This is a genomic window from Streptomyces sp. NPDC006733 (assembly GCF_040636125.1).
Lineage (GTDB): Bacteria > Actinomycetota > Actinomycetes > Streptomycetales > Streptomycetaceae > Actinacidiphila.
The window spans coordinates 1-19,567 of sequence record NZ_JBEYJD010000089.1; the positions used below are offsets into that span (position 1 = coordinate 1).

At 74.0% G+C, this 19,567-nt stretch carries 14 protein-coding genes and 1 pseudogene; 5 read left to right on the forward strand and 10 right to left on the reverse strand.

Annotated features, from left to right (window positions below):
• Positions 1 to 96 (reverse strand): annotated as a pseudogene (locus ABZ721_RS39490) (esterase); the annotation flags it as partial.
• 74 nt (positions 97 to 170) lie between these two features.
• Here ABZ721_RS39490 and ABZ721_RS39495 point away from each other — a divergent pair.
• Positions 171 to 2,192, forward strand: a complete 2,022-nt coding sequence (locus ABZ721_RS39495; protein ID WP_358793670.1) for a M3 family metallopeptidase — start codon at positions 171 to 173, stop codon at positions 2,190 to 2,192.
• 47 nt (positions 2,193 to 2,239) lie between these two features.
• Here ABZ721_RS39495 and ABZ721_RS39500 read toward each other — a convergent pair whose 3' ends face one another.
• The 6 genes from ABZ721_RS39500 to ABZ721_RS39525 form a co-directional block, all read right to left on the reverse strand.
• Positions 2,240 to 4,975, reverse strand: coding sequence for a fumarate reductase/succinate dehydrogenase flavoprotein subunit (locus ABZ721_RS39500; RefSeq protein WP_358793671.1), 2,736 nt, complete (start codon positions 4,973 to 4,975; stop codon positions 2,240 to 2,242).
• A 68-nt stretch (positions 4,976 to 5,043) separates the two neighbouring features.
• Complete coding sequence (locus tag ABZ721_RS39505) at positions 5,044 to 5,823, reverse strand: ABC transporter ATP-binding protein (protein WP_358793681.1); 780 nt, start codon at positions 5,821 to 5,823, stop codon at positions 5,044 to 5,046.
• Between the two features lie 20 nt (positions 5,824 to 5,843).
• A complete protein-coding gene (locus ABZ721_RS39510; RefSeq protein ID WP_358793682.1) occupies positions 5,844 to 6,767 on the reverse strand; it encodes an ABC transporter permease in 924 nt (307 codons plus the stop codon).
• A 38-nt stretch (positions 6,768 to 6,805) separates the two neighbouring features.
• Positions 6,806 to 8,272 (reverse strand): ABC transporter substrate-binding protein, encoded by a 1,467-nt coding sequence (locus ABZ721_RS39515; RefSeq protein ID WP_358793672.1) that lies wholly within the window; start codon positions 8,270 to 8,272, stop codon positions 6,806 to 6,808.
• Positions 8,273 to 8,283: 11 nt separating this feature from the next.
• Positions 8,284 to 8,511 (reverse strand): ferredoxin family protein, encoded by a 228-nt coding sequence (locus ABZ721_RS39520; RefSeq protein WP_250978538.1) that lies wholly within the window; start codon positions 8,509 to 8,511, stop codon positions 8,284 to 8,286.
• 54 nt (positions 8,512 to 8,565) lie between these two features.
• On the reverse strand, positions 8,566 to 9,339 hold the full coding sequence (locus ABZ721_RS39525) for a GntR family transcriptional regulator (RefSeq protein WP_358793673.1): 774 nt from the start codon (positions 9,337 to 9,339) through the stop codon (positions 8,566 to 8,568).
• 283 nt (positions 9,340 to 9,622) lie between these two features.
• Here ABZ721_RS39525 and ABZ721_RS39530 point away from each other — a divergent pair, with 283 nt between their 5' ends.
• Both ABZ721_RS39530 and ABZ721_RS39535 read left to right on the forward strand, forming a co-directional pair.
• On the forward strand, positions 9,623 to 10,486 hold the full coding sequence (locus ABZ721_RS39530; RefSeq protein ID WP_358793674.1) for a GNAT family N-acetyltransferase: 864 nt from the start codon (positions 9,623 to 9,625) through the stop codon (positions 10,484 to 10,486).
• A gap of 124 nt (positions 10,487 to 10,610) precedes the next feature.
• The gene (locus ABZ721_RS39535; protein ID WP_358793675.1) at positions 10,611 to 11,846 is read left to right on the forward strand and encodes an MBL fold metallo-hydrolase; all 1,236 of its coding nucleotides are present in this window, start codon (positions 10,611 to 10,613) and stop codon (positions 11,844 to 11,846) included.
• Here the strand turns inward: ABZ721_RS39535 and ABZ721_RS39540 are convergent.
• The 3 genes from ABZ721_RS39540 to ABZ721_RS39550 all read right to left on the reverse strand — a co-directional run bounded on the left by ABZ721_RS39540 (position 11,822) and on the right by ABZ721_RS39550 (position 17,474).
• Complete coding sequence (locus ABZ721_RS39540; protein WP_358793676.1) at positions 11,822 to 12,427, reverse strand: GNAT family N-acetyltransferase; 606 nt, start codon at positions 12,425 to 12,427, stop codon at positions 11,822 to 11,824. The two genes, ABZ721_RS39535 and ABZ721_RS39540, sit on opposite strands and share 25 nt — an antisense overlap.
• Positions 12,424 to 15,387: a glycoside hydrolase family 2 TIM barrel-domain containing protein gene (locus ABZ721_RS39545; RefSeq protein WP_358793677.1), complete on the reverse strand. Its 2,964-nt coding sequence runs from the start codon at positions 15,385 to 15,387 to the stop codon at positions 12,424 to 12,426. The genes ABZ721_RS39540 and ABZ721_RS39545 overlap by 4 nt, the downstream gene beginning before the upstream one ends.
• Positions 15,388 to 15,545: 158 nt before the next feature.
• The gene (locus ABZ721_RS39550) at positions 15,546 to 17,474 is read right to left on the reverse strand and encodes a DUF2264 domain-containing protein (RefSeq protein WP_358793678.1); all 1,929 of its coding nucleotides are present in this window, start codon (positions 17,472 to 17,474) and stop codon (positions 15,546 to 15,548) included.
• A gap of 83 nt (positions 17,475 to 17,557) precedes the next feature.
• Between ABZ721_RS39550 and ABZ721_RS39555 the strand changes: the two genes are divergently transcribed.
• Entirely contained in the window at positions 17,558 to 18,787 is a 1,230-nt protein-coding gene (locus tag ABZ721_RS39555) for a Gfo/Idh/MocA family oxidoreductase (protein ID WP_358793679.1), read from the forward strand.
• 83 nt (positions 18,788 to 18,870) lie between these two features.
• Positions 18,871 to 19,479 (forward strand): hypothetical protein, encoded by a 609-nt coding sequence (locus ABZ721_RS39560; protein ID WP_358793680.1) that lies wholly within the window; start codon positions 18,871 to 18,873, stop codon positions 19,477 to 19,479.
• Positions 19,480 to 19,567: the final 88 nt, after the last annotated feature.

The following is a 19,567-nucleotide window of genomic DNA, read 5'->3' on the forward strand; positions in this document are numbered from 1 at the left end:
GCGGTCGAAGGTGATGAAGTCCTGGTCGGTGCCGCCGCCGTGGAAGAGGTACAGGACGGGGTAGGTGCGTCCGCTGTAGTGGTAATCGTCGGGGATGTGCCGGACAGGAGTGTCCGGACGATCCCCCTCGTTCGCCGGCGCGGGCAGGCCCGCGGCGTAGGGTCGGACGGGTGACGACGAACCCATTCCTCAGCCCGAGTCCGCTTCCGTACGAGCTGCCGCCGTTCGCCGAGATACGCGACGAGCACTACCTGCCGGCGTTCGAGCACGGGCTCGCGGAGCAACTGGCCGAGGTCGCGGCGGTGGCGGGCAGCCAGGAGCCGCCCACCTTCGAGAACACCATCGTGGCGCTGGAGCGGTCCGGGGCCGTACTGCGGCGCGTCAGGAACGTGTTCTTCAACCAGTCCTCGGCCGACACCAACCCGGCCGTGCAGGAGCTGGAAGCGGAGCTCAACCCGCGGCTGGCCGCGCACAGCGACGCGATCCACCTCGACGCCGGGCTGTTCGCCCGGGTCGCGGCGCTCTACGCCGACCGGGCGGAACTCGCTCTGGACGCGGAGTCGTTGCGGCTGCTGGAGCGCTACCACACCACCTTCCTGCGGGCCGGCGCCCAGCTCTCGCCCGCGGACCAGCAGCGGCTGCGCGAGCTGAACGCCGAGCTGGCCACCGCCGCCACCTCCTTCCAGCAGAACGTCTTCGACGACACCCGGGCCGCCGCCCTGGTGCTGGACGGCCCGGAGGACCTCGCCGGGCTCTCGCCGGACGCCGTCTCCGCCGCCGCCGAGAACGGCCGGGCCCGCGGCTACGACGGCAAGTACGTCATCAGCCTCAAGAACTTCTCCAACCAGTCGGAGCTCGCCTCCCTCGACAACCGCGCGGTGCGCGAGCGGCTCCTGGAGCGCTCCTTGAACCGCGGTGTCGCCAGCAACGGCGAGCTGGTCGTGCGGATGGCCAAGCTCCGTGCCGAGCGGGCCGCGCTGCTCGGATACGACAGCCACGCCGCCTACGTCGTCGCCGACCAGACGGCGCGGACCACCGAGGCCGTCACCGGCATGCTGCACCGGCTCGTCCCGCCGGCCGTCGCCATGGCGGAGCGGGAGGCCGCCGCCCTGGCCGAGGTCAGCGACACCGGCGCCATCGAGGCCTGGGACTGGGCCTACCGCTCGCAGCAGGTGCGCAAGGAGCGGTACGACTTCGACGCCGCCGTCATGCGCCCCTACTTCGAGGCGGACCGGGTGCTGCACGACGGCGTGTTCTTCGCCGCCGGGCAGGTCTACGGGCTGCGGTTCACCGAGCGCACCGACCTCGTCGGCTACCACCCCGACGTGCGGGTCTTCGAGGTGTTCGAGGAGGACGGCACCCCGCTGGGCCTGTACCTCGCCGACCTCTTCGCCCGCGGCTCCAAGCGCGGCGGGGCCTGGATGAACGCGCTGGTGGGCCAGTCGGGACTGCTCGGCACCCGCCCGGTCGTGGTGAACAACCTCAATATCGCCAAGCCCGCCCCCGGCGAGCCGGCGCTGCTGACCTTCTCCGAGGTCAACACGCTCTTCCACGAGTTCGGGCACGCGCTGCACGGGCTGTTCTCCGACGTGCGCTACCCGTTCTTCTCCGGGACCGCCGTGCCGCGGGACTTCGTCGAGTACCCGTCCCAGGTCAACGAGATGTGGGCGCTGCGGCCCGAGGTGCTGGCCAACTACGCCAGGCACCACGAGACCGGCGAGCCGATGCCCGCCGAGCTCGTCGAGCGGATGGCGGCGGCCGACACGTTCGGCCAGGGCTTCCGGACCGTCGAGTACCTCGGCGCCGCCCTGCTCGACTGGGCCTGGCACACCATCGGGGCCGGCACCGAGCCGGGCGACGCCCAGGCCTTCGAGGCCGCCGCCCTCAAGACGGCCGGGATCGCCGTCCCCGCCATCCCGCCGCGCTACCGCACCGGCTACTTCTCCCACATCTTCTCGAACGGCTACAGCGCGGGCTACTACTCCTACATCTGGAGCGAGGTCCTGGACGCGGACACCGTCGACTGGTTCGAGGAGAACGGCGGCATGCGCCGGGCCAACGGCGACACGTTCCGGCGTGAACTGCTCTCCAAGGGCGGCAGCGTGGACGCGCTCACCACCTACCGCACCTTCCGCGGCCGCGACCCGCGGATCGAGCCGCTGCTGGTGCGCCGGGGGCTGGCGCAGGGCTGACCGGTCCGCCGGGGGGCGGCACAGGGCCGGCCCCCGGCGGTCCCCGCTCAGCCGGCCGCCGGTTCAAGGGCCCGCCGGGCGTAGGCGCGCACGTCGGCGTCGGTGTCGTCCGCGGCGGCGGCCAGCGCCTCGCGGACCGGCCCCGGCGCGCCGCCGTGCGGCAGCAGCGCGAGGACGACGGCCTTGCGCACGTCGGCGTGCGGGTCGCGGACGGCCGCCAGCAGGGCGGGCAGCGCGAGCTGGGGATCGGCGGCACCCAGCCCGGCGGCGGCGCCCCGCCGGACCTGCCAGGCCGGGTCGTCGAGGGCGGCCGCCGCCGCGGAGTCCAGCGGCGGCGGGCAGCCCGCGCCCGCCAGCGCCTCCAGCGCGGCGGCCCGCACCAGCACGTCCCCGTCCTGGATCAGCCCCTTCAGCGCGGGCAGCCCGCCGTCGACCGTCCCCAGCCCCTTGGCCACCGCGACCCGCACCTCGCGGGACGGGTCGGCGGCGGCCCGCGCCAGGACGTCGACGGCGTCGACCGACAGCAGGGCGCGGACGGTCTCGATCCGCACCTCGATGTCCGGGTCGTCCAGCGTCCCGCCGAACAGCGCGGCGTCGCCCAGCCGCAGCGTCCGCAGCACGTACAGGGCGGCCGCCCTGGCCCGCGGGTCGTCCACGCCCAGCGCGCCCACCAGGGGCGTGCGCAGCGGCTCGTCGCCCGGCAGCACCTCGACCAGCTCCAGCAGCGACGCGGCCGCCGCCTCCCGCACCCCCGCGTCGGGGTCGGCCAGCGCACGGGCCAGCGCGGGTCCCGTGCCGTCCGGCGACGTCTCGGTCAGCGTGGTGACGGCCGTGCGCCGCACCGCGGGGTCGGGGTCCGCCAGGTACGGCGCGATATCGGACAGGCCGGGCTGCGCCTCGGCCAGCGCCAGCAGGTCCAGGATCCGCGGCGACCCGCCGCCGGCCGCCGGGGCGACCGGGACGGTCCCGGCGGGCCGGAAGAGTTCGGCTCCCGAGCCGACCGGTGCCACGTCGCGCGGCCCCGCCGTGGCCACCTGCTCCGGGTGCACCTCGCCGATCACCCGCACCGACCGGTCGCCGTCCGGCGCGAAACTGTCCACCGGCACCAGGTACGGGGCGACCGGCCGGGTCAGGAACTCCATCTCGCCGCGCGCGCCCTTGCGCAGGTTGAGGTGGTGCAGCCAGTCGGCGTCGTCGCGCACGGGGTGGTCGGTGCGCTCGTGGTACAGCCCCCAGCGGCTCTCGGTGCGCGCCAGCGAGGAGCGGGCCGCCATCTCCGCGCAGTCGCGGATGAACGACACCTCCGCGCAGCGCATCAGCTCGTGCGGGGTGCGCGCCCCCATGGACTCGATGTCGCCGCGCATCCGCTGGAACGTCTCCACCGCGAGCGACAGCCGCGCGCCGCTCTTGGGCGGGGCGACGTAGTCGTTGACGAACCGGCGCAGCTTGTACTCGACCTGAGGCTGCGGCGGGCCCTCCGGGTGGCGCAGCGGACGGTAGACGAGCTCGTGCGCGTCGCGCAGCTGGTCGGCGGGCAGCTCGCCCTCGAAGACCTCGTGGGCGGTGGCGGCGTCGGCGCCGGCCAGATCGCCGTAGACGAACGCCCCGATCATGTAGTTGTGCGGCACGCAGGCCAGGTCGCCGGCTGCGTACAGGCCGGGGACGGTGGTGCGGGCGTGCTCGTCGACCCACACCCCGGAGGCGGAGTGGCCGCCGCACAGCCCGATCTCCGAGATGTGCATCTCCACGTCGTGGGTGCGGTAGTCGTGGCCGCGCCCGGCGTGGAAGGTGCCGCGCGTCGGACGTTCCGTGGTGTGCAGGATCGTCTCCAGCGCGGCCACGGACTCCTCGGGCAGATGGCTGAGCTTGAGGTAGACCGGCCCGCGCTCCGAGGCGACCTCGCGGGCGAACTCGGACATCATCTGGCCCGACCAGTAGTCGGAGTCGACGAAGCGCTCACCGTGCCGGTTGACCTGGTAGCCGCCGAACGGATTGGCGACGTAGGCGCAGGCCGGCCCGTTGTAGTCCTTGATCAGCGGGTTGATCTGGAAGCACTCGATGCCGCTGAGCTCCGCGCCCGCGTGGTACGCCATGGCGTGGCCGTCGCCCGCGTTGGTGGGGTTCTCGTAGGTGCCGTACAGGTAGCCGCTGGCCGGCAGGCCGAGCCGGCCGCAGGCGCCCGTCGCCAGGATGACCGCGCCGGCCCTGACCGTCACGAACTGCCCGGTGCGGGTGTTGAACCCGGCGGCCCCGACCGCCCGCCCGCCGGACGTCAGCACCCGCACCGGCATGACGCGGTTCTCGATCCGGATCCGCTCGCGCATCTCGCGCTTGCGCAGCACCCGGTACAGGACCTTCTTGACGTCCTTGCCCTCCGGCATCGGCAGCACGTACTTCCCCGACCGGTGCACCTGCCGGACCGCGTACTCGCCGTGCTCGTCCTTCTCGAACTTCACGCCGTAGCGCTCCAGCCGCTGCACCATGGCGAAGCCCAGGGTGGCGGTCTGGCGGACGGTGATCTGGTTGACGATGCCGTCGTTGGCACGGGTGATCTCGGCGACGTAGTCGTCGGGCTCCGCGCTGCCCGGGATGACGGCGTTGTTGACGCCGTCCATGCCCATCGCCAGCGCGCCCGAGTGCCGGACGTGCGCCTTCTCCAGGAGCAGCACGGACGCGCCGTTCTCTGCGGCGGTCAGAGCCGCCATGGTGCCGGCCGTGCCGCCGCCGATGACGAGGACGTCGCAGCGGAGTTCCTCGGCGTCGCGGAGTGCGGGGATGTCCATCGGGGGCCTTTCACATGCCGGTTCGGGAGAGGGGAGCAAGGAGCGGGTGCGGGTGTCGTGCGGGCGGGTCAGCCGCCGAGGGACTGCAGGACCTCGCGCCGCAGCGCGACGGTCCCCGGCTCGCCGTGGGCGGCGCGTTCGCGCGGGTGCGGGACGTCCAGGAGCCGTACCGCGCGCCCGGGGCCGGTCCCGAGCAGGGCGACCCGGTCGCCGAGGAACACCGCCTCGTCCACGTCGTGCGTCACGAAGACGACGGTGGCGCGCGACGAGCGCAGCACCTCGGTGAGCAACTGCTGCATCCCGGCCCGGGTCTGCGCGTCCAGCGCGCCGAACGGTTCGTCCATCAGCAGCGCCCGCGGCTCGCCCGCCAGGGCGCGGGCCAGCTGCACGCGCTGCCGCTGGCCGCCGGAGAGCCGGTGCGGCAGTTCCTGCTCGCGGCCGGTGAGCCCGACGCGCCCGAGCCAGTCGGCCGCCCGGGCACGGCGCTCGGCGCGGCCCACCCGCCGGATCGCGAGCGGCAGTTCGACGTTGCGGCGGACCGTCCGCCAGGGCAGCAGGCCGTCCTCCTGGAAGACCAGCGCCCGGTCGGCGCCGGGCCGGCCGATCGGCACGCCGTCCTGCGCCGCCCGCCCGTCCAGCGTGGGCAGCAGCCCGGCGAGGGTGCGCAGCAGCGTGGACTTGCCGCAGCCGGACGGGCCGACGACCGTGAGCAGTTCGCCCGGCGCGATGTCCAGGTCGAGCCCGGCCAGGACGGGCCTGCCGGAGCGGCCGATGGCGGCGTCGTCGAGGGTCAGCCGGACACCGGGCGGCGCCTGGACGGCCGGTGCGGCCGGCGAGGCGGCGCCGATGGAGGTGGTGCGGGTGCCGGTCACTGGTGCACCTTCCCGCTCTCGGTTCCGGGTGCGCGTTCGGGTTCGTGCTCGGTCACCGCCGCGGGCGCGGGCGCGGCGCCACCCGTCCTGCGCACCGCGGCCCCACGCGCAGCCCGGTACCCGGCCCGGTAGCCCGCCCGGTCGCGGTCACCGGACTCCGTCCGCGGCAGCCAGCGCGTCACGCGCCGCCCGAGCAGTTCGACGGCGGCGGAGGTGATCCACCCCAGGACGCCGATGGTGGCCATGCCGACCAGCACGCCCGGGTAGTCCACGATCGTGTAGTCCTGCCAGGTGCGGTAGCCGACCCCGTACTCGCCGGAGATCATCTCGGCGGAGATCACGCAGATCCACGACACCCCGATGCCCACCGACAGGCCGCCGAGGATGCCCGGCAGCGCCCCCGGGAGCACCACCTGCGCGAGCACCCGCCACCGGCTGCCGCCCATGGTGAGCACGGCCTCCTCCCACACCGGGGTCAGCGCCCGCACCGCGTGCCGGGTGCTGACCATGATCGGGAAGAACGCGGCGGCGAAGGTGATGAAGACGATGCCCTGCTCGTTGGTAGGGAACAGCAGGATCGCGACGGGCACCAGCGCGATCGCCGGGATCGGCCGCAGCACCTCCAGCACCGGGCCGAGGAGGTCGCGGGCGACCCGCGAGCGGGCGATCGCCGTGCCGACCGCCACGCCCAGCACGGCGGCCAGCGCGAAGCCGGTGACGATCCGCACCAGGCTGTCGTACAGGTCCTGCCAGTACGGGCCGCCCGTCAGGCGGGTGCCGAACTCCCGGCCGACCTGGACGACCGTCGGCAACTGCTCGAAGTGCACCCACAGGCTCACCCGCCGGTCGGTGAGCAGCTGCCACAGTCCGAGGAACGCGGCCAGGGAGGCGGCGCGCACGCCGTAGCGGCCCCACGGCAGCCGTCCGAAACGCGTCGCCGCACTCCCGGTGGACGTCGTCACGGCGACTCCCGCAGCGCGGCGTCGTAGCCGACGACCCGGGCACCGGGGTGGCGCGCGATCCACTCGCGGGCGTTGGCGGGCGTGGTGAACGGCTGGAAGCGGGCGCTGGGCGCGGCCGCCGGGTCCCGCACCCATACCGAGGAGTCGGCGAACCAGCGGGTGCCGGTCAGCGCGTCGGGCACGTAGCCGACCCGCACCGCACCCGGGTGCTGCCTGACGTACCGCAGCAGGCAGCTCGGCGTGGTGAACGCCGTCGTCCGGTCCTCGCCCGAGCGCCAGCTCTCGCTCGCGGTCGCCGGATCGGCCGCCCTGCCCCCGCACACCGGGTCGGTGCCGGTGACCGGCGCCGGGTTGGCCGTGGACGCCAGCGCCTTCGCGTACCCGGCGCCGTAGACCCGCTTCAGGTAGCGGTCGTCGGTGAAGGCGTCCACGTCGACCGAGTCGACGAGCTTGGCGGAGGTCAGCACCGGCACGTCCTGCCGCAGCGCGTTCAGCAGCTGCGGCTTGAGCGTCGGGTCGAAGGCGGCGATGCCGCCGGCCCCGTTGTAGAGGTACACGACCTCGGGCGGCAGCCCGGTCGCCTTCGCGACCTGCTGCGCGGCGTCCAGCGGGTGCTGGTGCAGGTACCCGGTGGCCTGGAGCTGCGCGGTCAGGAACGCGTCGACGACGGCGGGCCGCTGGTCGGCGAAGGCCGCGCGCACCGTCACGCCGTGCAGCGTCGGCACGTCCAGCGCCGCGCCGTCGTACAGCGGCTTCGCCTTGCCCTGGAAGACCAGCAGGCCCGGCCAGGCGACGAACTGCGACAGCGCGTCGGCGCCTCCGGACTGCAGGGACGACGCGCCCACCGCGGGCTGCTGGTTGAGCTTGTGCAGATCCTTCTCCGCGTCGACGCCGACCTTCTGCAGCGCCCGGACGAGCGTGCCGTCGGCGGCGGACCCGACGCTCGTCGAGACCTTCTTCCCGCGCAGGTCCGCCAGCGAGGACAGCGTCGAGTCCGGCCTGGTGACGACCATGTTGAGGCCGCCGCGCAGGTTGTACCCGGTGACGGAGACCAGCTTGGTCGGCGCCTTCATCTGCCGGCCGCGCGCCGCGTTGATCAGCAGTGGGTAGTCGCCCATCGAGCCGATGTCGACCTTGCGCGCCATCATCTGCGCGGTGATCGGCGCACCGGTCGCGTAGTCCTGCCAGTCGACCTTGTACGTCACACCGTCGCGCTTGCCCAGCTCACCCAGCGCGCGCTCGAAGTACCCCAGCGAACGCAGCAGCGTCCCCGCCGTCACCGTGTTGATCGTCTTCGACTGGTACCCGACGTGGACGGTGACCGTCCTGCCGCCGTCCGCGCCCGCGTCCCCGCCGCAGCCCGCCAGCGGCAGCAGCAGCCCGGCGGCGGCCACCGCCACCACCCCGGTGCGCCCGCGCCCGCGCCGCGCCGGCCCGGCCGGCGCCGTGTCTCTCCTCGTCATCGCGGGACCTTTCATCGCAGCAGGTAGGGCATGTTGACGGTGACGGCGTCCGTGGGGCAGCGGGCCGCGCAGGGGCCGCAGTACCAGCACTCGTCGACGTGCATGAAGGCCTTGTTGGTGTCGGGGTTGATGGCCAGCGAATCGAGCGGGCACATGTCGACACAGAGCGTGCAGCCGTCGATGCACCGGGACTCGTCGATCGTCACCGGTACGTCGGCGCGCTGGGGTACGACAGGCATGGCTGTCTCCTCGTAGGACCTGCGGGGGAAGGACGGCGGCGCGCGTGCGGACGGTCAGACGGACCGGTGCAGCGCTCCGCGCATGGTGATGCGGTCGCCGCGGAACCGGATGAACTCCAGGTCCACCGGGCGGCCGTCGGACAGGTGGGTGAGCCGTTCCAGCATCAGCACGGCGGCGCCGCGCGGGGACTGGAGCACGGCGGCGGAGTGCGCGTCGGCGTTGACGGCCTCCAGGGTGATCTCGGCGGCGCCCAGCGGCTGGCCGGTGATCTCTTCGAGCAGCCGGAAGATGTCGGTGTTCTCCAGGTCGGCGCTGAGCAGCTCGATGCCGACGTCCATCGGGACGTAGGTCAGGTCGAGCGAGAGCGGCAGCCCGTCGAGCCGCCGCAGCCGCTCGATGTAGAGCACGTCGGTGTCCGGGCCGTCCAGGCCCAGCCGTTCCGCGACCGGCGCGGGGGCCGGGACCGGCGCCATGGTGCGCACCTCGTTGGTGACGCGCCCGTGCTCGTGCAGCGTCTCCGCCAGCCCCATCAGCCGGTCCAGGCCGTGCGGGTACTTGGCGCCGACCACGACGGTGCCGACGCCCGGCACCCGCTCCACCAGCTGCTCGGCGCGCAGCAGGTCGAGCGCCTGGCGGACGGTGTTGCGGGAGACGCCGTAGTCGGCGCCGAGCGCGTCCTCGTGCGGCAGCAGCCCGGCCGGGAACCCCCGCAGGAGCACCTGCCGCCGCAGCAGGTCGGCCAGCTGCCGCGCCTGGTCCGCGCGCAGCCGGCGGCGGCGCGCGGCGGCCACCGGTGCGGTGTGCTCACGGGGGCGCTCGGCGGGCATCGGGCTCTCCGGTCTGGGATGTCGCTTCGGTCGGGTGGCCGCGGGCCGGTGCGCCGCGTTCCCCGGGACCCTACCGACGGTCGGAGCGAAGTGGTGTTGCCGTAGTGTTGCGCCACCAACGAGCCGAGACGAACGCCTCTGACCTGCACGTTCGCTGTCCATATCGCAAGATCTGCCACCACCCGGCAGGACCGGTCGGCACCACCGGCCCACCGCCCGGCCACGACATGGGCGCGGCGGAAAACGTGGTGCGCGCGCGGCGGCGCGCGCGTCAGGATGCGCCATGGGCTGGAACACGACCCGGGACCTCGAAGCGTTCCTGAACGCGGCGAGCGGTTTCCTGCGGGCACGCGCGGTGGAGAACACCGTACTGATCAGCGTCGCGGAGGGGCTGCGCCACAAGGGCCTCGACGCCTACGGCGACACACCGCCGGTCTTCGGCTGGTGGCAGGAGACCGGAGGCGCCGTCGCCGCCGCCTTCCTGGAGACCCCGCCCCTGCCGCCGCTCCTGACCCGGGCGCCGCCCGGGGCCGTCGCCGAACTCGTCGACGTCTGGGGCGCGGCGGACCGCCCGCCCTCCGGCCTCAGGGCGGAGCGCGGCACGGCCGAGGCGTTCGCCGAGGCCTGGCGAGCGCGCACCGGAGTGGCGGCCCGCTTCGACAAGAGCATCCGGCTGTTCCGGCTCGGGGACCTGACCCCGCAGGAGCCCGCGCCGGCCGGCCGGGCCAGGGCCGCCCGGGCGGCCGACCGGGAGCTGCTGGTGGAGTGGCACGAGGCGTTCGCCCGGGAGATCGGGGAGCACAGCCCGAACGCGGGCACGTTCGTCGACGACCGGATCGGCTACGGCGGCCTCACGCTGTGGGAGGTCGACGGCGTGCCCGTCTCGATGGCCGGCAACACCCGCGCGCTCGCGGGCATGGTCCGCGTCCTCGCCGTCTACACCCCGCCCGCCCACCGGGGCCGCGGCTACGCGGGCGCGGTGACCGCCGCGGTCAGCCGGGCCGCGCGCGCGGCCGGCACGGCCGAGGTGCTGCTCTTCACCGACCTCGCCAACCCCACCAGCAACGCCCTGTACCGGCGCCTGGGGTACCGGCCGGTGCAGGACCACCTCGCGCTGAGCTACGCCCCGGCGGGGCAGCCGTCCTGACCGCGGCGAACGGCTGATCCCCGACGCGTGGTCGCCGCCGGGGGGCCGTCGCTTCGGTAAGCGCGGGCGGCAGGGCAGAATTGGCAGGGTGACATCGACTGACCGCCCCCCTGCTGGAGGTGCCGTGACCGGTTCCCGTCTCACCGCACTGCGACCTGACGCTTTCGGCGCCGACCCCGTCGGCGCGCGACTGGAGCGGATTCTCGCGTCACCCAACTACGCCGACGGCGTCTTCCAGAACCCGGTGGGCGCCCGCTCCGTGCCCAGCGGGGGCATGCTCAAGGCGCTGCCCGGCAACATGCGCAAGGACGCCCGGGCAAGGCGCCGCCCCGTCGCCCCGGTGCCGGTCCACCCGACGACGCTCGCCGACCTGGCGGCACCGCCGTCGTCCGGCCTGCGGCTGACCTGGATGGGCCACTCGACGGTGCTGGCCGAGATCGGCGGCCGCCGGGTGCTCTTCGACCCGGTCTGGGGCGACCGCTGCTCGCCGTTCGCCTTCGCCGGGCCGAAGCGGGTGCACCCGGTGCCGGTCCCGCTGAAGACGCTCGGCACGGTGGACGTGGTGGTCATCTCGCACGACCACTACGACCACCTCGACATGCCCACGATCCGGGCGCTGGTCGGCACCGACACCGTCTTCGCCGTTCCGCTCGGCGTCGGCGCCCACCTGGAGCACTGGGGCATCGACCCCGCGCGCCTGCACGAGCTGGACTGGAACGAGTCGACCGAGGTGGGCGGCCTGACGCTGACCGCGACCCCGGCCCGGCACTTCTGCGGCCGCGGCCTGCGCGGGCGCCAGCAGACCCTGTGGGCGTCCTGGGTGGTCACCGACGGCGACCACCGGATCTACCACAGCGGCGACACCGGGTACTTCCCCGGCTTCGCCGAGATCGGCAAGCAGCACGGCCCGTTCGACGCGACGATGATCCAGATCGGCGCCTACAGCGAGTTCTGGCCGGACATCCACATGACCCCCGCGGAGGGCATGCGGGCGCACGTCGACCTGTCCGGCGGCACGCCCCGCGGCGCGATGCTGCCGATCCACTGGGGCACGTTCAACCTCGCCCCGCACCCGTGGGCCGACCCGGCCGAAGGCACCCTGGCCGCGGCGCGGGAGCTGGGCGCGAAGATCGCGACCCCGCGCCCCGGAGCGCCCTTCGAGCCCTCGGCCGACCGCGCCGACGACTGGTGGTGGCGCACGGTCGCCGTGCCGCCGCCGGGCGGCTGGCCGCAGTACCCGGCCGCGGCCGAGGCCGCTCCCGACTCCGAGGCCGGTCCCGACTCCGAGGACGCGGCGGCCGGCGACGGTACCGACGGCGCCGACGGTGCGGAGGACTACGAGGTGGCGCGCCCCAGGTAGGTGAGCGGCCCCGGGTCCGCCACCGCGATCTCGTGGAAGCCCAGGCGGTCGTAGAAGAGCCGGGCGCGGACGTTCGCCGTGACCATCCCCAGATGGACCGACCGGACGCCCGCGCCGGCCAGCGCCCCGAGGAACGTCTCCATCAGCGCCCGCCCGTGGCCCGCGCCCTGGTGGTCGGGGAGCACGTCGATGTGCAGGTGCGCCGGGTACGGCGCCACCTCCGGCACGAGCATCCGCTCCGGCCGGTGCAGCAGGTCCACCATGATCTCGTGCGTGGTGGTCGGCACCGGGCCGAGGAACGGCGGGTAGCGGCCGGCCACCGCCGGCAGCCACTCGCTGCGGAACCGCTTCACGAAGGTCGGGGTGTCGGCCGTCCCCAGGATGTAGCCGACGGCGTTGCCGTGCCCGTCGTCCACCACGAAGGTCAGCTCCGGCTCCAGCCACGCGTACGGCGCCGCGAAGAGCGTCCCCAGCAGTTCGTGGTCGGCGTAGAACGGCCGCGCGTCGCCGCCCTCCTGGCCGGTGCGGATGCAGATGTCGTACAGGGCCGGCAGGTCTGTGGGGCGGTAGGGCCGGATCATGAGGTCTCCAAGGGGCCGAACGTGAGGGAAAAGGTCATCGGGGCGGCGTTCAGCCAGTACTGCGGCAGTGCCCCGGGCCCGCAGGATCCGCTGCCGATGCCCTGCTGGCCGTGGTCCAGATTGACCCAGATCGTGCTGGACGGCGCCAGGTCGTGGGTGTGCCCGGCCGCGTCGAGCCGCTCCCCGGTCCAGCGCCGGGCGGTGAACCAGAACTCCGGGTCGCCGGAGATGAGCAGCCCCTGACCGTCCTCGCGCCGCAGCCGCGCCCAGCGGACGTCGGCCCGTGCGCCGTTCTCCTGCGGCCTGACGTACGGCGTCTGCAGCGCGTCGACCGTGCTCGTGTACCGCCCGATCCGGGACGCGGCCCGGGAGTCGGGGTACGCCTCGCCGGGGCCGCCGCCGAACCACTCGACGCTGTCGAGGCTGCCGCACACCCCGAGCCGCAGCCCGATCCGCGGCAGCGGAACGTCCCAGTCGCCCTCGGGGGTGACGTCCACCGTCAGCCGCAGCCGCCCCCCGGTCGCGGTCCAGGCGTAGACGGTCCGCAGGCCGAGGTCCCCGGCCGCGGGTGCGACCCGGGTGGTGACGGTCAGCGCGTCGGCGCCGATCTCGACGCCGTCGAGGCGGTGCCGCATCCGGTGCAGACCGGCCTCCCGCCACCGCCGGTCCAGTTGGAGGTCGGGATGCCGCCCGGACCCCGCGTCGTTGTCGGTCGGCGCGCGCCACACGTCCAGCCGCGGCGGCCCGGCGACCTCGAAGCGGCCCAGGTACCTGAGTGCGCCGGTGACGGCGTCGAACGTGCCGGGCCCGAGCAGCACGACGCCGCCCTCGGCGCGGCGCGGCGCCCTCGGCGCCCCGGCTGCGGCCGGGGCGGCAGCGCGCCCGGGCGCCGCGAACTGCCCCCAGGCCACCTCGTGTCCGGCCGGTGCCCAGGCCGTGTCGTCGGCGAGCGTCGCCCGCACCGTCCACCAGGCCTCACCGGCCGGGCCGTCCGGCTCCGGGGGAAGCTCCACGTCGACGCAGGCGCCGGCCGCCAGGGCCGGGACCTCCAGATCGCCGTGCTCGACGGCCTCGCCCTCCACCTCGTACGTCCAGCGGAACGACAGCGACGACAGGTCGGCGAAGTCGTACCCGTTGGTGATCCGTACGGTGCCGCCCGCGCCGCCGGTACCGCTCGTGCCGCCGGTGCCGTCCGCGCCGCCGCTCCCGTCGATCCTGACCGGCTCGATGACCTTCTTGTACTCGATCAGACCCGGCGACGGCGTCCGGTCGGGGAAGACCAGGCCGTCGCAGACGAAGTTGCCGTCGTGCAGCTCCTCGCCGAAGTCGCCGCCGTAGGCGTAGAACTCCACCCCGGAGTCGGTGCGCTGCCGCAGCCCGTGGTCGATCCACTCCCAGACGAAGCCGCCCTGGCAGCGCTCGTACGTCTCGAAGAGCCGCTGGTACTCGCTCAGCCCGCCGGGACCGTTGCCCATGGCGTGCGCGTACTCGCACAGGATGAACGGCAGGGCGCGCCGCTTCGCGTCCGCCGCGGCCTGGGGCAGCGGCGGTTCCTCGCGCCGCCCGATGAGCGCGACCTCGGCGTGGTCGGCGTACATCCGCGAGTACACGTCGGTGTCCGCGCAGGTGGGATCGCCCTCGTAGTGGATCGGACGGTCCGGGTCGCGGTCGCGGATCCACGACGCCATCGCCGACAGCCCCCGGCCGGTCCCGCACTCGTTGCCGAGCGACCACATCACGACCGACGGATGGTTCTTGTCGCGCTCGACCATGCGCGCGGCCCGGTCCAGCAGCGCGGGCGTCCAGCGCTCGTCGTCGACGGGGTTGCCGCGCCAGCCGATCACCTCGAACCCGTGGGTCTCCAGATCGCACTCGTCGACGGTCCACATCCCCAACTCGTCGCAGAGGTCGAGGAAGGCCGGGTGGGGCGGATAGTGGCTGGTGCGGACGGCGTTGATGTTGTGCCGCTTCATCAGCAGCAGGTCCTGCCGCATCGTCTCCAGGTCGAGCACCCGGCCGTGATCGGGGTGGAACTCGTGCCGGTTGACGCCCCGCAGCAGGATCCGCCGCCCGTTGACCTTGAGCACACCGTCCTCGACGCTCACCGTGCGGAAGCCGATCCGCAGCGGTATCCGCTCGCCCTCCGTGGCCAGCTCGGCGTCGTAGAGGCGCGGTACCTCGGCGGACCACGGCTCGACGGGCACCGTCACGCTCTCCCCGGTCGCCAGGTCGAGCCCCAGCTCCGGGACGCTGACGCTCCCGGCGGGCGCGCAGTCGACGCGCAGCGTTCCGGCGCCGGTGACATGGTCGTAGTCGGCGTGCACGAAGAAGTCCGCGACCGACCCCTCGGGCCGCTCGATCAGCGTCACCTCCCGGAAGATCCCCGGGAGCCACCACATGTCCTGGTCCTCCAGGTAGCTGCCGGACGACCACTGGTGGACACGCACCGCCAGCACGTTCCCACGCGGCCGCAGCAGCTCGCCCACCTCGAACTCCACCGGCAGCCGGCTGCCCTGGAACGTGCCCAGCTCCGCCCCGTTGAGCCACACCCGCGCGCACGACTCCACACCGTCGAAGCGCAGCAGCGCCGCCCCGCCCGGCCAGTCGTCCGGCAGGTCGAAGGCGCGCCGGTGGTCACCCGTCGGGTTCTCGGTCGGAACGCGCGGCGGGTCGACGGGGAACGGGTAGACGACGTTGGTGTACGCGGGGGAGCCGTGGCCCTGCAGCGGCCAGTGCGCGGGGACCGGCAGCAGGTCCCAGCGGCTGGCGTCGAACTCCGGACTGGCGAAGGCGTCGTCGTGCGCGTCGGCGGTCTGCGCCAGCCGGAACCGCCACGCGCCGTTCAGGCTCACGTACCGCGCGTCCGACGTGCTCCACCAGGCGCGCGGCGGCAGTGCGCCGTGGCCGGGGGAGGGGTCCTCGTAGTAGGGGACGGCCGCGGGACGCCGCGCCTCGTGCATGGGGGTTGCTCCTCATCTGGACGACACCGGACTTCGGGGTGCGGGTCCCCGGGGGCGGCCCGCCGATCGAGGGCACAGGGCAAGCCTGCCCGCTCGACCGGCGGTGCGGAACCTGATCGTGAAATCGCGGAGCGACGCCCGGCGCGGGCCGGCGGACGTCAGACCGTGAGCACCGTTCCGTCCGGGAAGGAGAGGCGCACGGTGGCGCGGCTGTCGGCGCCGTCGTCGACAACGGTGGCCGTGATCGCTTCGCGCAGGGCCCGCGGATGGACGGTGTCGCCCACGAGGGCGACGAGCGTGACGTGGACGCTGGTGCCGCCGGGGTGCGGCCCGGAACTCAGGCACGGGGTGGCCGAGTGCGGGCCGAACGCGTTCGCCTCCACCTCGCGGTGCACGGATCCGGAACCGTCGCCGGCCTCGTCCCAGCCGTAGAGGCCGACCAGCGCGCTGGACAGCCCCTGCGCGGTACGGGCCAGCGCCCACCCCGGGCCGCTCTCACCGCGCGGCGGCTCCGCGCCCGCGACGGCGTAGCCGCCCTCCCGGACCGTCACTCCGGCCGGGGCCTCGACGCGGTGCACGCGCACCTCCCACGGCCCGTGCAGAAGGCTCGCCGTCTCGATCCGGTAGCCGGCGGGCTCGACCTCCGCCGCCGTCGGGAAGGTGACGGCGTGCCAGGAGGAGGCGGTCCTGCCGGTCGCCGTGAGCGGGTGGATGCGGCCGCGCCGCGAGGGGGTGCCGTCGGGGCCGACCAGGGCCAGATGGCTGTCGACGCGGTGCTGCCAGGCGTGCGGGGCGGCGTTGGGCGCGGTGTGGGTGGTGTAGCCGAGCTGGGAGTAGTGCGGGTCGTCCGCGCCGCCGGACGGTTCGAAGCCGTAGTGGTCGCTGCCGTGGTTGACCAGCCGGACGATTCCGTCGTGCTTCGTGCCGTGCAGCAGCCAGCCGGGCGCGGGCAGCGCCGTGTACTGGTCGGCCTCCTCGACCGGCAGCGCGGCTTCCCGCTCGGTCCACACGGCGTGGTCGGCGGGCAGCAGCAGCCCGAGGAAGCCCTTGCTCGCCCAGTACGGGGAGCCGGGGCCCGAGTACCCCTGGGTGGTCGGGAGGAACGGCTCGTGCCAGCCGAGCGACAGCAGCCCGCGCTCGTCCGGAACCCCGCGCTCCACGAAGTGCCGCAGCACTCCGGAGGCGAGCCGCCGTGTCACGCCCGGCCCGAGCGGCGTCGCGCCGGTGAGCGCGCCCATCCACACGGGGGCGACGGCGGCGAAGCGGTACGTCAGGGAACGTCCCTGGTGGACGGGGGCGCCGTCGGCGCCGAAGAAGTGCGGGTAGGTGGCCAGGAACTGGGACAGCCGCTCCTTGTAGACCGTGGCGCGCTCGCCGTCCGGTTCGCCCGCCATCCGCGCCCACAGCAGCGGGTACAGGTGCATCGCCCAGCCGATGTAGTAGTCGAAGTTGCGGCCGTCCCCGTCGCTGTACCAGCCGTCGCCGACGTACCAGTCCTCGATGCGGTCGAGGCCGCCGTCGATGTCGGACTGGCTGAACGGCGCGCCCACGGACGCCAGGAACTGCTCGGACACCACCTGGAACAGCCGCCAGTTGTTGTCGTGGGTGCGGTGCCCGACGAACCCGGAGAACCAGTCGACCACCCGTGCCTGGACCCGCTCGTCGAGCCGGTCCCAGATCCACGGCCGCGTCTCGTGCAGCGCGATCGCCACCGACGCCGCCTCGACCATCTGCTGCGAGCAGTCGGTCAGCGCGGGCCACGCCTCACCGCTGCCGGGGTCGGTCCCGGCCGCCAGCCCGGCGGCGTACCGCTCGATGAGCCGCGGGTCCACGTCGCCGCCCGCCCCCGCGATCCGGAACGCCGCCAGCAGGAAGGAGCGCGCGTATCCCTCCAGCCCGTCGGACACCACCCCTGACCAGCTGTTGCGTCCCGGCAGCCGGTACTGGGCGAAGCCGGGGGACGCGTACGGCAGCAGCCCGTCGAGCATCCGGTCCGCCACCGCCTCCCAGTGCGCGCGGGTCCAGCCGGTGCGGGGTGACCGCACGCGGTCGGTGGGGGGCAGCGTGAGGAAGGGTGGCAAGGTCACATCAGCTCCGGGGTGAGGTGTTGACCGCGATAGTAAGCGGTTACTAGATTGCGGCCAAGCGTTATTTCGAAAGGGGCCCGCCCATGACCGACGCAGGACCGGCCGACCTCCGCATCGGCGTCATCGGGCTGGGTCTGCGCGGCAGCCTCGCCGTCACCGCGCACCGGCCGGGCGCGGGAGCGCGCGTCACCGCGGTCGCGGACCTCGATCCGGCCGTCCGGGCCGGGGCGGCCGCCCGCTTCCCGGGCGCCCTCGTGACGGACGACCACCGCACGATCCTCGCCTCGGCCGCCATCGACGCCGTGCTGGTCCTCACGCCCGACCACACCCACGCCGACCTCGCCTGCGAGGCGCTGCGCGCCGGAAAGCCCGTCCTCGTCGAGAAGCCGCTGGACATCACCGTCGAGCGCTGCGACGAGATCCTGCGGACGGCGTACGAGACGGGCACCCGCCTGTACGTCGGCCACAACATGCGCCACATGCCCGTCGTCCGGCTCATGCGCGACCTCATCACCCGCGGGGACATCGGGGAGGTGAAGACCGTCTGGGTGCGCCACTTCGTCGGCCACGGCGGCGACTACTACTTCAAGGACTGGCACGCCGAGCGCCGCTGCACCACCGGCCTGCTCCTGCAGAAGGCCGCGCACGACCTCGACGTCCTGCACTGGCTCGCCGGCGGCTACACCCGCCAGGTGCAGGCGCTGGGCGACCTCATGGTCTACGGCGCGCTGGACGCCGACCGGCGGCCCCCCGGCGCGCCCAAGGCCGCCGGCTGGCTGGACGACGGCAACTGGCCGCCGCGCGCCCAGCGCGACCTCAATCCCGTGATCGACGTCGAGGACGTCTCCCTCGTCAACCTGCGCCTCGACAACGGCGTGCTCGCCGCGTACCAGCAGTGCCACTTCACCCCCGACTACTGGCGCAACTACACCGTCATCGGCGACGCCGGGCGGCTGGAGAACTTCGGCGACGGGCCGGGGGCTGTCGTGAAGGTCTGGAACGCGCGCCGCTCCGAGCACCGCCCGGAGGCCGACGCCGTGCACACCGTGCCCGATCGTGAGGACAACGCCTCGCACGGGGGCGCCGACCCGCTCCTCATCGACGAGTTCCTGCGCTTCGCCCGCGAGGGCGGCCCCACCGACACCTCGCCCGTCGCCGCCCGCATGGCGGTCGCCGCCGGAGCCCAGGCGACCGCGTCGCTGCGCGACGGCGGCACGCCGCGCACCGTGCTGCCGCCCGCCGCCGATCTGACGGCCTACTTCGCCGCGCACCAGGCACCGGACGGCAACTCCCGCTCCCCGCTTCCCGCTTGACGACCGATGTCGGGCGCTGGGATCATCCCCCACCGGGAACCAGGGGTACGAGTCCGGTCACGGTGCGTATGGGGGCGACGGGTATGCGGATGAGAGCAGTGGCGGACGCGGGGACGCTCGCGGCGGAACCGATCCCGGGCCTCAAGGGGCCGTGGGCGTTCGTCCTCATCGCGGTGGTCGTCATCGTGATCGCCGTGATCGCGGTGCTGCCCCTGATCATCGACGTCCGCCAGGCCACCGCGTGGCGCCGGCAGCTCACCGACGAGCTGATGAGCCAGGCGGCCACCAACAGCGAGGTCCGCGAACTGCTGCGCGACATGCGCGAACCGCGCGGCATCCGCGGTCTGACGCGCAGCATCATCGCCGTGCTGATCCTCGCCCTCGTCAGCTTCGCCCTGGCCGTCGCGATGCTCTCCTCGGGCGCGGACTCGGGCGACCTGCGCAAGACCATCGTCACGTCCCTGATGACGGTGCTCGCCACCGTCGCCGGCTTCTACTTCGGCTCGCTCGGCGCCCAGAACAGCGCCGACGACGCGACCCGCCGCGCCAACCGCACCCGCGCCCGTCCCGCGGACCCGTCCGGCCCCCAGACCGGCGACGACGTCCGCCCCCCGGCCCCGGAGCCGCCGGTCGCCCCGGACGCGAAGACGCCGGAGGCACCGGTCCCGGCCCCGCGCGGCCAGGACTACTGACCTTCTACTTGTGATGTCGGTGGTGGTGACAGGTCTTGATCCTCGCGGTATGCCGTTTTCATGAGGTATGCGCAAGGTGGTGGGTTGA